Origin of the sequence: Magnetospirillum aberrantis SpK (assembly GCF_011022235.1) — a bacterium.
Classification (GTDB): Bacteria; Pseudomonadota; Alphaproteobacteria; order Rhodospirillales; family Magnetospirillaceae; genus Magnetospirillum; species Magnetospirillum aberrantis.
In genome coordinates this window covers 31,407-43,862 of record NZ_JAAIYP010000035.1, presented here as the reverse complement: position 1 = coordinate 43,862, position 12,456 = coordinate 31,407, and the positions used below count along the sequence as shown (strand labels likewise).

Here is a 12,456-nt window from a genome sequence, read left to right as displayed (position 1 = left end):
GGCTACTGGGGCGTTTCCGGCGGAAGGGTACGCAGGTGCACCACCCGCTGGGGGTAGGGGATGCCGATGCCGGCCTCGCCCAGGGCGCCCTCGATCATGAAACGCAGATCGCTGGCCACCTGCATGGCATCGGTGCCACGCCCGTAATCGATCCAGTATTGCAGGTTGAACATCAGGGCGTCGGCGCCGAAATCCTCGAACAGCACGCGGGGCGGCGGGTCGGTCAGCACATGGCCATGCTGCGACGCCACCTTCAGCAGCAGATCGCGGACCTTGGTCGGTTCCGCGCTGTAATCCACCCCGATCTTCACCGACCGGCGGACCTTGGCGTTGGAATAGGTCCAGTTGGTGACGTTGTTCTCGATAAAGGTCGAGTTGGGCACCAAAATCTCGATACCGTCGCCGGTGCGCACCGTGGACGAGCGGATGTCGATGTTGGTGACGGTGCCGACGATGCTGCCCACTTCGATCAGGTCGCCCACTTTCAGCGGCCGTTCCACCAGCAGCATGATGCCCGCCACCAGATTCTTGAGCAGGACCTGGGTGCCGAAGCCCAGGCCGATGGCCAGCGCGCCCCCCAGGAAGGCGAACATGGTCAGCGGAATGTTGACCATGTACAAGGCGATCAGCAGCAAGGTGCACAGCAACACCACATGCAGCCAACGTGAAATTGTCCTGGCATGGCCGGACACCGCGCCCAGGCGCTGCACCGCGAACTGTCCCGCCCGGTATGACAGCCACCGGCTGATGACATAGCCGATGCCCAGGAACAGCAAGGCATTCAACGCCTTGCCCAGGGTGACGCTGCGCGCCGCGACCACCGTTCGGCCGTCGATGTTCAGGGTGTCCTCGACCGACAGGATCTCGAACTGCCAGACCGCCCGCAATCCCTGCCACACCATGTCCAACGTGTCGTTGGCGATGCTGCTGGCCGAGCGGTCGGCACCGCGCGCCAGGAAATCCTCGCGCCAGATGCCAAGGGTGCGTTGCAAACCGGCCACCGCCTGTTGGACGTCGCGCAGCAGATCCAGGCGGGTTCTTTGGGCGGCATCGATCTGTTGCGCCAGGGCCGCCTGTTCACGGCTCAGTCCGGCCAGCCGCTCCTGGGTGGAATTCTCACCCCCTGACGGGCGGGCAAGCTCGCTTTCCAGATAGGTGTTCCAGGTCCGCAGCTGTTGCAGCAACTGCTCCAGATTGTCCAACCCCTCGCGCAGCTTGTCTGTTTCATGGGAATTGACCAACAGGCCGCGATATTGCCAGCCGGTTCTCTCCCATGCTTGCAGATCCAGCATCCGCTTGCTCAAATCGGCCGCCAGGACGTCGTTGTCGGCCTGCATGCGCCGTAATTCGACCGTCCGTTCCAGGATGTCGCGCCGTTTCGCCGTTTCGGGGTCGGCCGGATTGTTCTGCTCGGCGCGAAACCGGGCCAGGGCTTGCTGGGCCTGGATCAGGGCTCCCTGCGATTTCTGCCCGGCGGCTTGGGCGGAGGCTTGACGCTTTTCCAGGGTGGCGCGTCGGCGGTCGAGATCGGCCAGGACGGCATTCAGGTCCTCCTGGGTCAATCGGGAATCGCGGCGCGCCACCGCCACTTGCCGTTCGCTCAACGCCAGCAACTCGCGTTTCTCGGCGGCCTGAAGTTCCGCCAGCTTGCGGGAGCGGCGGGTCTGTTCCAGTCCCGCCGCCGCAGCCCGCGCTTCCAGGGCGGCCAGATCGCGCAGCCATGCCTGACGGTTGCGTTGCTCTTGGGTGGTGGCGGCGGCCAGATGTTCTTCGCTTTGGCGGCGGTCGATCTCGGACGCGCGCAGTTCCTGTTCGTGGACGGTGGCTTCCTGGTCCAGCAAGGTGACGCGGGCGGTGGCCGACTGGGCGGCGAAGCGCGCGTCATCCTGGGTCTTGCGCAATTTGTCCAACAGCAGTACGGAATAGGGGGGCGGCGTGGCGAAGCCGGTCCATTCGCGGGCGGCGGTTCGCTGTTCCTCGACACGGCGCTGGCTGTCCGGCAGGCGCAGGGCCATGTCCAGACTTTGCTCCAGATTGGTGACCAGTTCTCTTTGCAGGTGATTGCGGGCCAGCAATTCTTCCTGGGTGGCGCCCGGCGGCAGGGTGCTGTCGGCCATGGTCTGGCGATAGGCGTCGCGGGCGGCGTCCAGCGATTGGCGCAGGGGTTCCAGATCGTTGTCGGCGGCGGCGGGTGCGGCGGTCGTCGTTTGATGTGACGGGGCAAGGGAGAAAACGGACTGTGCGGTTGCCGCCGGTACGGCCGACAGGATTACGGCCACCGCGTACGCCGCCAGACGCAGCCGGCATGACAGGATTTTTTCCACGAAATCACCGTTTTCCGACAGAAAGGCTCCGATCATAGCACCGCAGCCTGTGGTGTTGCATGGTCGTCTCGGGCTAGGCTGGGCCCCGCTTCATCAACGGAATGCCTGTTCGTCATGCTGGCTTACGATTTCCCGCTGTGGCGCCCGCCGTCGGAAGGCGACAATTTGATCATCCAGGCGACGTTGGGCTGTGGCTTCAACGGCTGCACCTTCTGTTCCATGTACAAGGTCAAGGAATACCAGGAACGGCCGCTGGCGGCGGTGTTCGCCGACATCGAACAGGCGGCCCGTGTCTGGCCCCAGGCCAGCCGCGTTTTCCTGGCCGATGGCGACGCCTATGGTCTGCCGACCGAAGCGTTGCTGGCTATCTGCGGCAAGCTTCAGCAATGCTTCCCCGCCCTGACCCGGGTGTCGGCCTATGCCACGCCATTCAACCTGTTGAAGAAAAGCGTGGACGAGATCCAATCCCTCAAGGCTGCCAGGCTGTCCTTGGTCTATGTGGGCATCGAAAGCGGGTCCGACCTGATCTTGAAGAAGATCGCCAAGGGCACGTCGAAGGTGATGGCGCAAGGATTGGCCCATGCCGCCGAGGCCGGGCTCAAGGTGTCGGCCACGGTGATCACCGGCCTGGGCGGCAAGACCCATTGGCAGGAGCATGTCGATGCCACCGCCGACCTGTTGAACCGGGTGCCGGTGACCTATCTCTCGACCTTGCAACTGGGGCTCGAGGAAGAGGTGGCGCCGCGCTTTTTCGAGCGTTTCGGCGAACCTTTCGTCTGGCAGGACGATGCCGGCGTGCTTGAGGAACTGGCCCGGCTGGTGGAGCGTCTTGATCCGCCGCGTCCGGTGATCTTTCGCTCGAACCACGCCAGCAACGCCTTGCCGCTGGCCGGGACGCTGCCCAAGGATCGCGACAAGGTGCTGGCCCAGATCGAACTGGCGCGCAACGGCGGGCGCGGCCTGCGGCCGGAATGGCTGCGGGGGCTGTGATGGCGGCCAACTTTTGACGAAACCGTTGGCCGGTTGGGACGCTCAGCGTCCGGCCAGCCGCAACATCTCTTCCAGGGTCATGGCCAGAAACGGCGCGCGGGCCCGTTCCTCCAGACTGTCCAACAACCGGTTGACCGCCTGGGCCTCCTTGCCCAGTGTCGAAGGCGGGGTGTCCACCGGTTCGAACAGCGCCGCCACTTCCAAAAGCGTGGTGCGATGGGCGTCGCCGACGAAACGGTAGCCGCCGCCGGCGCCGCGTGCCGCCTCGACCAGACCCGACCGTGCCAGTTCGGTCAGCACCTTGGCCAGATGGTTGAGGGACAATCCGTATTTGCCGGCGATCTGGCCGGCGGAAACCGCCCGGCGCGGTTCGGCCGCCAGCTCCGCCAGGGCGAACACCGCGCACCGTGTCGCCTTGTGCAGCTGCATCCGGGCTTCTCCTTCATGTCGGGGGCGGACCCGATTCTATCCTGAAAGCGGGGTCTGCGCGACCACGTCGTCGACCGCCTTGCGCCACAACTTGCTCAGGATAAGCTGCACCTGGATCATCTGCTGCGGTGAATATTCTTCCCAGCGATCCAGCAACAGGCCGGAATCCACTTCCGCCATCTGGCCGATGCGCAACAGGCGTATCAAGTTCGCAACCAAACCCTACCGAATATCGATGATGACCACCCGCGACACGCGCGGGCCTGCCTGGGGATGACATGCCTCCGGGCGCACCACGCCCTGCGTCCTCATCCCCAGGCGAACGCGGCTACACCACTTGATGGGACGTGATACGGAATATTCGAATGATCTAGTGTTTTTGCCGGGGCTATTTTGAAGGTTTCCTGTACCTTAGCGCCAGTAAGGATGCCGGATTCGGCAAGACAAATGGTTTCCGATATTTTCATGACCTACCCGTTCCGATAGGGCGGGTGGGCATGCCGACGCTCTGTATGGCTGTAATATCCCTGTTCGACGAAGGCGGAATTCCGGCGGGTTGTGGCAAAAATACGGCTGGCACGGGCTTGTCCGCTTGACAGCCTAGCCCCCCTGGATTACACCACGCCTACCCACGCGGGTGGCCGCGGAGGGGGTGTAGCTCAGTCGGTTAGAGCGCCGGCCTGTCACGCCGGAGGTCGCGGGTTCGAGCCCCGTCACTCCCGCCATGCCGCCACTTCCGTCCGTCCCTTGGTTGGGGTGGTCGGGGTGTCGGTTCGCCGTGGTTTGAGGCTTGTGTCTTACAGGGAGGATTTCCGCCGGTTTCGCCCTTCGTCATCCCCTGAAATCCTTCGTTCGGTCCGTCGCTCGGCGTGCGGGTCATGTAGGTCAGGGCAAGGCGGAAGCAAGTGCCGGAGGAAAGTTTCCCGTGTCGGACCTGAAACACTTAGGGCAGGAACGATGGAAGCTTGGCTGCTCGAATATCTGCCGATCCTGATTTTCCTCGGTATCGCCATCGCCGTCGCCGCCGTGTGCGTCGGCGCGTCGTGGCTGGTCGGCCACCAGAAGCCGGACCCCGAGAAGAACTCGGCTTACGAGTGCGGTTTCGAGGCGTTCGGTGACGCGCGCTCGAAGTTCGACGTGCGGTTCTATCTGGTCGCCATTCTGTTCATCATCTTCGACCTCGAGGTCGCCTTCCTGTTTCCGTGGGCGGTGGCGCTTGGCAAGATCGGCCTGTTCGGCTTCTGGTCGATGATGGTGTTCTTGGGCGTGCTGACCATCGGCTTCATCTACGAATGGCGAAAGGGAGCCTTGGAATGGGAGTGACCAATTCCGGACTGGTGACGCCCACGCATGCGGCGCCGCTGCCTTCTGGCGCGGCGCAAGACGGCGTGATGCAGATGGTCACCGACCAGCTTCAGGACAAAGGGTTCGTGCTGGCCAGCGTCGACAAGCTGGTCAACTGGGCCCGCACCGGCTCCATGTGGCCGATGACCTTCGGTCTGGCCTGCTGTGCCGTGGAAATGATGCATGCCGGCTGTTCGCGCTACGATATGGACCGCTTCGGCGTCGTCTTCCGTCCCAGCCCGCGCCAGTCGGACCTGATGATCGTCGCTGGCACGCTGACCAACAAGATGGCCCCGGCGCTGCGCCGCGTGTACGACCAAATGGCCGAGCCGCGCTACGTGCTGTCCATGGGGTCGTGCGCCAACGGCGGTGGCTACTACCACTATTCCTATTCCGTGGTGCGTGGTTGTGATCGCATCGTTCCGGTGGACGTCTACGTTCCCGGTTGCCCGCCGACCGCCGAGGCTCTTCTGTACGGCATCTTGCAGTTGCAGAAGAAGATTCGCCGTACCGGCACCATCCTTCGTTAGTGACATCAGGGACGGCCGACCACCATGACGCAAGCGCTGAAGGATTTGGGCGACTACATCGCCGCCGCCCTGCCGAACGACGTTCTCGAGACCGAGGTCAACCGCGTGGGCGAGTTGACCATTCTCGTGCGAACCGCCTCGATCGTGAAGGTGATGAGTTTCCTCCGCGACGACACCACGTGCCTGTTCAAGCAGGTGGTTGACGTCTGCGGCGTGGATTATCCCGCCCGCGAACTGCGGTTCGACGTCGTCTATCATTTGCTGTCGATGAAGCACAACCAGCGCGTCCGCGTCAAAGTGCACACCGACGAGGATACCGCCGTGCCGTCCATTACCGGGGTGTTCAGCGCCGCCGGCTGGTTCGAGCGCGAGACCTGGGACATGTACGGGGTGATGTTCTCGGACCATCCCGACCTGCGCCGCATCCTGACCGATTATGGTTTCGAGGGGCATCCGCTGCGCAAGGACTTCCCGCTCACCGGGTACGTGGAAGTGCGTTACGACGAAGAGCAGAAGCGCTGCGTCTACGAACCGGTCAAGCTGACCCAGGATTTCCGCAACTTCGACTTCCTGTCGCCGTGGGAGGGCCAAGGGCCGCTGCCGGGTGACGAGAAGGCGGAAGGGAGCCGCTGACATGGCCGAATCCCAGATCAAGAGCTACAACATCAACTTTGGTCCGCAGCACCCGGCCGCGCACGGCGTGTTGCGTCTGATCCTCGAGATGTCGGGCGAGGTGGTCGAACGCGCCGATCCGCATATCGGCCTGTTGCACCGCGGCACCGAGAAGTTGATCGAGCATAAGGCCTATCAGCAGTCGATTCCCTATTTCGACCGTCTCGACTATGTCGGCACCATGGCCCAGGAACACCCCTACGTGCTGGCGGCGGAACGGCTGCTGGGCGTCGAGGTGCCGCTACGCGGTCAGTACGTCCGCACGCTTTATGCCGAGATCAGCCGCATCCTCAACCACCTGCTCAACGTCTGCGCCTTCGTCTTCGACGTCGGCGGCATGACGCCCATGCTGTGGGGCTTCGAGGAACGCGAGAAATTGATGGAGTTCTACGAGCGCGCTTGCGGCGCTCGTCTGCATGCCAATTACTTCCGCGTCGGCGGCGTCGCCATGGACCTGCCTCCGGGCCTGCTGGAAGACATCGCCGCGTGGTGCGAGACTTTCCCCAAAGTGCTCGACGACATCGAGACCTTGGTGACCGAGAACCGTATCTTCAAGCAGCGGACGGTCGACATCGGCACGGTCAACGCCGAACAGGCGCTGGACTGGGGCTTCACCGGTCCCAACCTGCGCGCCTCGGGCATCGCCTGGGACCTGCGCAAGAGCCAGCCCTACGACGTCTACGACCGCATGGATTTCGACATCCCCATCGGCAAGCATGGCGATTGCTATGATCGCTACCTGATCCGTGTGGTCGAGATGCGCGAATCCATCAAGATCATGAAGCAGTGCGTCAAGGAGATGCCGGAAGGTCCGGTGCGCGCCGAGAACCGCAAGGTCACGCCGCCGCCGCGCGCCGAGATGAAGCGCTCGATGGAAGCGCTGATTCATCACTTCAAGCTGTTCTCCGAGGGCTTCCACGTGCCGGCCGGCGAGGTTTACGCCGCGGTCGAGGCGCCCAAGGGCGAGTTCGCGGTCTATCTGGTCTCGGACGGCACCAACAAGCCGTACCGCTGTAAGATCCGTCCGCCGGGTTACGTCCATCTTCAGGCGCTGGACATGATGTCCAAGGGACACATGCTGGCCGACGTGGTGGCCAATATCGGCTCCATCGACATCGTTTTCGGCGAGATCGACCGATGAGCAACGACGAAATGCAAAGCTTCGCCTTCACCCCCGAAAACCTGGAAAAGGCGAAGAAGATCATCGCCAAGTACCCGGCGGGAAAGCAGCAATCGGCGGTGATGCCGCTGTTGGACCTGGCTCAGCGCCAGGTCGGCTGGACCAGCCAGGCGGTGATGGAATATGTCGCCGAGATGTTGGACATGGCCCCCATCCGGGTGCAGGAGGTGGTGACCTTCTACACCATGTACAACCAGAAGCCCGTGGGTAAGTTCCACGTCCAGGTGTGCACCAACATCTGCTGTCTGCTGCGCGGCTGCGACGGTGTCGCCGAAACCGCCAAGCAGGTGCTGGGCGTCGAATGGGGCGAGACCTCGGCCGACGGCCTGTTCACCTTGTCCGAGGTGGAATGCCTGGGGGCGTGCACCAACGCCCCCATGATGCAGGTCAACGACGACTATTACGAGGATCTGACCCCCGAGACCACCCAGGCGGTGCTCGAAGCGCTCAAGCGCGGCGAGACGCCCAAGACCGGTCCTCAGAACGGCCGTCAGTTCTCGGCCCCCGAGGGTGGCCCGACCACGCTCACCGAGCTCACCTTCGTGCCCGCGCCGTTAGGCGCTTCGAACTCCAAGGGGGAGAAGGCCTGATGCTGCGCGACCAGGATCGTATCTTCACCAACCTGTACGGTCTGCACGACTGGGGCCTCAAGGGCGCCCAGGCACGCGGCGACTGGGACAACACCAAGGCCATCCTTGAACGTGGCCGCGACGCCATCATCGAGGAAGTCAAGAATTCCGGCCTGCGCGGCCGTGGCGGCGCCGGTTTCGGCACCGGCATGAAGTGGTCCTTCATGCCCAAGACCGAGGGCGTGCGCCCGCATTATCTGGTGATCAACGCCGACGAAGGCGAGCCCGGTACCTGCAAGGACCGCGAGATCATGCGTTTCGACCCGCACAAGCTGGTCGAGGGCGCGCTGATCGCCTCTTTCGCCATCGGCGCGCACGCCTCCTACATCTACATCCGCGGCGAGTTCGTGCGCGAGGCCGAGCACCTTCAGGCCGCCATCGACCAAGCCTATGACGCCGGGCTGATCGGCAAGAACGCCTGTGGTTCGGGATGGGATTTCGATCTCTATGTCCATCGCGGCGCCGGCGCCTACGTCTGCGGCGAGGAATCGGCGCTGATCGAAAGCCTTGAAGGCAAGAAGGGCCAGCCGCGCCTGAAGCCGCCGTTCCCGGCCGGTGTCGGTCTGTACGGTTGCCCGACAACGGTGAACAACGTCGAATCCATCGCCGTGGTGCCGACCATCATGCGCCGTTCGGCGTCGTGGTTTACCGGTCTGGGCCGGCCGAAGAACTCGGGCACCAAGCTGTTCTGCATCTCGGGCCATGTGAACAAGCCGTGCAACGTCGAAGAGGAAATGGGCATTCCGCTCAAGGAACTCTTGGAAAAGCATGCCGGCGGCGTGCGTGGCGGCTGGGACAACCTGTTGGCCGTCATTCCCGGCGGTTCGTCGGTGCCGGCGCTGCCCAAGTCGATCTGCGACGAAGTGCTGATGGATTTCGACAGCCTGCGTGACGTGCGCTCGGGTCTGGGTACGGCGGCGGTGATCGTGATGGACAAGTCCACCGACATCGTCCGCGCCATCGCCCGGCTGTCGCGCTTCTACAAGCACGAATCCTGTGGTCAATGCACGCCTTGCCGCGAAGGCACCGGCTGGATGTGGCGCCTGATGGAAAAGCTGGTCCGGGGCGAATCCTCGATGGAAGAGGTCGAGCTTCTGGAACAGGTCACCCGTCAGGTGGAAGGCCATACCATTTGCGCCCTTGGCGACGCCGCGGCGTGGCCGATCCAGGGTCTGATCCGCAACTTCCGCTCCGAGGTCGAGAAGAAGATCGCGGGACGGTCCCAGAGCGCGGCCTGAGGAGAGAAGACGCCAAATGCCCAAACTGACCATCGACGGACGCGAGATCGAAGTCGAGGCCGGGGTAACCATCCTCCAGGCCGCCGAGGAACTCGGGATCGAGATTCCGCGTTTTTGCTATCACGAACGCTTGGCCGTCGCCGGCAATTGCCGCATGTGCCTGGTCGAAGTGGAAAAGATGCCGAAAATGGTGTCGTCCTGCTCTCAGCCGGTGGGCGAGGGCATGGTGGTCCACACCAACAACGCCAAGGTGCGCAAGGCGCGCCAGGGTGTCATGGAATTCCTGCTGATCAACCATCCCCTGGATTGCCCGATCTGCGACCAGGGCGGCGAGTGTGATCTTCAGGATCAGGCCATGACCTATGGCGGCGACCGCGGTCGCTACCAGGAGGAAAAGCGGGCGGTCGAGGACAAGACCTATGGCCCGCTGGTCCAGACCTGGATGACCCGCTGCATCCAGTGCACCCGCTGCGTCCGCTTCATCACCGAGATCGCCGGCACCCCGGTCCTCGGCGGTCTGCATCGCGGCGAGCACATGGAAATCTCCAAATACGTGGACGCCGCGCTGTCCTCGGAGCTGTCGGGCAACCTGATCGACCTGTGCCCGGTGGGGGCGCTGACCAACAAGCCGGCGGCCTACACCTACCGTGCGTGGGAACTGAAGAAGACCGAAAGCGTTGACGCCATGGACGCGCTTGGCGCCGCCATCCGCGTCGATACGCGCGGCAACGAGGTGGTGCGCATCCTTCCGCGCGTCAACGACGACATCAACGAGGAATGGCTGGGTGACCGTTCGCGCTTCGCCGTGGACGGCCTCAAGCGTCAGCGCCTGGACCGTCCCTATGTCCGCAAGGATGGCAAGCTGGTTCCCGCCAGCTGGGGCGAGGCATTCGCCGCCATCGCCGACAGGCTGAAGGGCCTGCCCGGTTCCAAGATCGCCGCCATCGCCGGTGACCAGACCGATTGCGAGACCATGGTGGCGGTCAAGGATCTGCTGGCCGCTCTCGGCTCGGCCAATATCGACTGCCGCCAGGACGGCGCCAAGCTGGATGCTTCCGTCCGCGCCTCGTACCTGTTCAACAGCACCATCGCCGGCATCGAGGATGCCGACGCGCTGCTGGTGATCGGTTCGAACCCGCGCAAGGAAGCTCCGGTCCTCAACGCCCGCATCCGCAAGCGTTACCTTGAGGGCGGATTCAAGGCGGCGGTTGTCGGCCCCAAGGCCGACCTGACCTTCAAGCACGAATGGCTGGGCGACAGCGCCGCCGTTCTGGCCGACATCGCCAGCGGCAAGCATCCCTTCCTCGAAGTACTGAAGGCGGCCAAGAAGCCGGCCATCATCCTTGGTCAGGGGGCGCTTTCCCGCGATGACGGCGCCGCGATCCTGGCCCTGGCCAAGAAGATCGCCGACGCCGCCGGCGTGGTGGCGGAAGGCTGGAACGGTTTCAACGTGCTGCACACCGCCGCCGCCCGTGTCGGCGGCCTTGACCTTGGTTTCGTGCCGGGGCAGGGCGGTCGCGACGTCGCCGGCATCGTTGCCGGCGCCGCCTCGGGTGACATCTCGGCCGTGTTCCTGTTGGGTGCCGACGAGATCGACACCCAGGGCTTGGGCAACGCCTTCGTGGTCTATCTCGGGTCTCATGGCGATTCCGGTGCCCAGCGTGCCGACGTGGTGTTGCCGGGTGCCGCCTATACCGAGAAGTCGGCGACCTTCGTCAACACCGAAGGTCGCGTCCAGCGGACCCAACTGGCGATCTTCCCGCCGGGCGAGGCCAAGGAAGACTGGCGCGTGGTGCGTGCCCTGTCCGACGTGCTGGGTCAGGCGTTGCCCTATGACACGCCCGCCCAGGTGCGGGCGCGCATGGCGGCGGTGAACGCCGTGTTCGCCACCCAGAACGTTCTGGCCTCGGCCGCCTGGGGTTCGGCTTTCGGTTCCGAAGGTCCGCTCTCGGACAAGCCGCTGGCTTCCGCCATCGACAACTACTACATGACCGACCCGATCAGCCGCGCCTCCAAGACCATGGCGGAATGCACGGCCGCGTTCGGCGAAGGCTGTGGCTGCAACCAAAAGAAGACGGGGACCCATGGTTGATCTGCTCTCTGGGCTGCTGCCCGCCGAGATCTGGCGTCTGGTCGTCATCGTCCTCCAGATTCTCGCCATCGTCCTGCCGCTCTTGGTGGCGGTCGCCTATCTGACCTATGCCGAGCGCAAGGTCATCGGCGCCATCCAACTGCGCAAGGGCCCGAACGTGGTCGGCCCCCTGGGCCTGCTGCAACCGCTGGCCGACGGCGCCAAGCTGTTCCTCAAGGAAACCATCCTGCCGACCGGCGCCAACAAGGTGGTGTTCCTGGTCGCGCCGATGCTGACCTTCATCCTGGCGTTGATCGCCTGGGCGGTCATTCCGTTCGATGAAGGTTGGGTGCTGGCCGACATCAATGTCGGCGTGCTGTATCTGTTCGCCATCTCGTCGTTGGGCGTCTACGGCATCATCATGTCGGGCTGGGCCTCCAACTCGAAATACGCCTTCCTGGGCGGCCTGCGTTCGGCGGCGCAGATGGTGTCGTACGAAGTTTCCATGGGTCTGGTGATGATCTCGGTGCTGATCAGCGCCGGCTCGCTGAACCTGTCGGACATCGTGCTCAGGCAGAAGGAAACCATCTGGTACGTCATTCCGCACTTCCCGATGTTCATCATCTACGTGGTGTCGATCCTGGCGGAAACCAACCGCGCGCCGTTCGACTTGCCCGAGTCGGAATCGGAACTGGTGGCCGGCTACAACGTGGAATACTCGGCGATGACCTTCGCCCTGTTCTTCCTCGGTGAGTACGCCAACATGATCCTGATGAGCGGCATCTGCGTGGTGCTGTTCCTGGGCGGCTGGCTGGCGGTGCCGGGGCTGGAATGGCTGCCCATTCCGGGGGTGATCTGGTTCGCGCTCAAGATCTGCGCCATCCTGTTCATCTTCCTGTGGGTGCGCGCCACCTTCCCGCGCTATCGCTATGACCAACTGATGCGCTTGGGCTGGAAGATATTCCTGCCGTTCTCGCTGCTGTGGCTGGTGCTGACCTCGGGCGTGCTGGTCGCGTTCGGTTGGCTGCCGGGTCAGGGTTAAGGAGTAA

At 63.8% G+C, this 12,456-nt stretch carries 12 protein-coding genes and 1 tRNA gene; 10 read left to right on the top strand and 3 right to left on the bottom strand.

The window, feature by feature from the left end; genetic code table 11:
• Positions 1-2 precede the first annotated feature (2 nt).
• Positions 3-2,360 carry a mechanosensitive ion channel domain-containing protein gene (locus tag G4223_RS08405; protein ID WP_163677778.1) on the bottom strand — a complete coding sequence of 786 codons (2,358 nt, stop codon included), beginning with the start codon at positions 2,358-2,360 and terminating at the stop codon, positions 3-5.
• A gap of 78 nt (positions 2,361-2,438) precedes the next feature.
• Between G4223_RS08405 and G4223_RS08400 the strand changes: the two genes are divergently transcribed.
• The gene (locus G4223_RS08400; protein WP_163677774.1) at positions 2,439-3,314 is read left to right on the top strand and encodes a radical SAM protein; all 876 of its coding nucleotides are present in this window, start codon (positions 2,439-2,441) and stop codon (positions 3,312-3,314) included.
• A 42-nt stretch (positions 3,315-3,356) separates the two neighbouring features.
• Here the strand turns inward: G4223_RS08400 and G4223_RS08395 are convergent, their stop codons facing one another.
• Both G4223_RS08395 and G4223_RS08390 read right to left on the bottom strand, forming a co-directional pair.
• Complete coding sequence (locus G4223_RS08395; protein WP_163677771.1) at positions 3,357-3,743, bottom strand: Rrf2 family transcriptional regulator; 387 nt, start codon at positions 3,741-3,743, stop codon at positions 3,357-3,359.
• 36 nt (positions 3,744-3,779) lie between these two features.
• Positions 3,780-3,950, bottom strand: a complete 171-nt coding sequence (locus tag G4223_RS08390) for a hypothetical protein (RefSeq protein ID WP_163677768.1) — start codon at positions 3,948-3,950, stop codon at positions 3,780-3,782.
• A gap of 441 nt (positions 3,951-4,391) precedes the next feature.
• Between G4223_RS08390 and G4223_RS08385 the strand changes: the two genes are divergently transcribed.
• The 9 genes from G4223_RS08385 (at position 4,392) to nuoH (ending at position 12,449) form a co-directional block, all read left to right on the top strand.
• Positions 4,392-4,468 (top strand) — tRNA-Asp (locus G4223_RS08385).
• A 232-nt stretch (positions 4,469-4,700) separates the two neighbouring features.
• Complete coding sequence (locus G4223_RS08380) at positions 4,701-5,066, top strand: NADH-quinone oxidoreductase subunit A (protein ID WP_163677765.1); 366 nt, start codon at positions 4,701-4,703, stop codon at positions 5,064-5,066.
• Entirely contained in the window at positions 5,057-5,617 is a 561-nt protein-coding gene (locus tag G4223_RS08375) for a NuoB/complex I 20 kDa subunit family protein (protein ID WP_205762439.1), read from the top strand. Before G4223_RS08380 ends, G4223_RS08375 begins: the two co-directional genes overlap by 10 nt.
• 24 nt (positions 5,618-5,641) lie before the next feature.
• A complete protein-coding gene (locus tag G4223_RS08370; protein ID WP_163677759.1) occupies positions 5,642-6,250 on the top strand; it encodes an NADH-quinone oxidoreductase subunit C in 609 nt (202 codons plus the stop codon).
• 1 nt (position 6,251) lies between these two features.
• Positions 6,252-7,430: an NADH-quinone oxidoreductase subunit D gene (locus tag G4223_RS08365; protein WP_163677755.1), complete on the top strand. Its 1,179-nt coding sequence runs from the start codon at positions 6,252-6,254 to the stop codon at positions 7,428-7,430.
• Positions 7,427-8,059 carry an NADH-quinone oxidoreductase subunit NuoE gene (gene nuoE, locus G4223_RS08360; RefSeq protein ID WP_163677753.1) on the top strand — a complete coding sequence of 211 codons (633 nt, stop codon included), beginning with the start codon at positions 7,427-7,429 and terminating at the stop codon, positions 8,057-8,059. Before G4223_RS08365 ends, nuoE begins: the two co-directional genes overlap by 4 nt.
• Positions 8,059-9,336: an NADH-quinone oxidoreductase subunit NuoF gene (gene nuoF, locus G4223_RS08355; protein ID WP_163677750.1), complete on the top strand. Its 1,278-nt coding sequence runs from the start codon at positions 8,059-8,061 to the stop codon at positions 9,334-9,336. Before nuoE ends, nuoF begins: the two co-directional genes overlap by 1 nt.
• A gap of 16 nt (positions 9,337-9,352) precedes the next feature.
• Positions 9,353-11,428 (top strand): NADH-quinone oxidoreductase subunit NuoG, encoded by a 2,076-nt coding sequence (nuoG, locus tag G4223_RS08350; protein ID WP_163677747.1) that lies wholly within the window; start codon positions 9,353-9,355, stop codon positions 11,426-11,428.
• The gene (nuoH, locus tag G4223_RS08345) at positions 11,421-12,449 is read left to right on the top strand and encodes an NADH-quinone oxidoreductase subunit NuoH (protein ID WP_163677744.1); all 1,029 of its coding nucleotides are present in this window, start codon (positions 11,421-11,423) and stop codon (positions 12,447-12,449) included. Before nuoG ends, nuoH begins: the two co-directional genes overlap by 8 nt.
• Positions 12,450-12,456: the final 7 nt, after the last annotated feature.

Coding starts and splice junctions, on each gene's coding strand:
- G4223_RS08405 (WP_163677778.1), bottom strand. CDS start 2,360: ATGATCGGAGCCTTTCTGTCGGAAAACGGTGATTTCGTGGAAAAAATC.
- G4223_RS08400 (WP_163677774.1), top strand. CDS start 2,439: ATGCTGGCTTACGATTTCCCGCTGTGGCGCCCGCCGTCGGAAGGCGAC.
- G4223_RS08395 (WP_163677771.1), bottom strand. CDS start 3,743: ATGCAGCTGCACAAGGCGACACGGTGCGCGGTGTTCGCCCTGGCGGAG.
- G4223_RS08380 (WP_163677765.1), top strand. CDS start 4,701: ATGGAAGCTTGGCTGCTCGAATATCTGCCGATCCTGATTTTCCTCGGT.
- G4223_RS08375 (WP_205762439.1), top strand. CDS start 5,057: ATGGGAGTGACCAATTCCGGACTGGTGACGCCCACGCATGCGGCGCCG.
- G4223_RS08370 (WP_163677759.1), top strand. CDS start 5,642: ATGACGCAAGCGCTGAAGGATTTGGGCGACTACATCGCCGCCGCCCTG.
- G4223_RS08365 (WP_163677755.1), top strand. CDS start 6,252: ATGGCCGAATCCCAGATCAAGAGCTACAACATCAACTTTGGTCCGCAG.
- nuoE (WP_163677753.1), top strand. CDS start 7,427: ATGAGCAACGACGAAATGCAAAGCTTCGCCTTCACCCCCGAAAACCTG.
- nuoF (WP_163677750.1), top strand. CDS start 8,059: ATGCTGCGCGACCAGGATCGTATCTTCACCAACCTGTACGGTCTGCAC.
- nuoG (WP_163677747.1), top strand. CDS start 9,353: ATGCCCAAACTGACCATCGACGGACGCGAGATCGAAGTCGAGGCCGGG.
- nuoH (WP_163677744.1), top strand. CDS start 11,421: ATGGTTGATCTGCTCTCTGGGCTGCTGCCCGCCGAGATCTGGCGTCTG.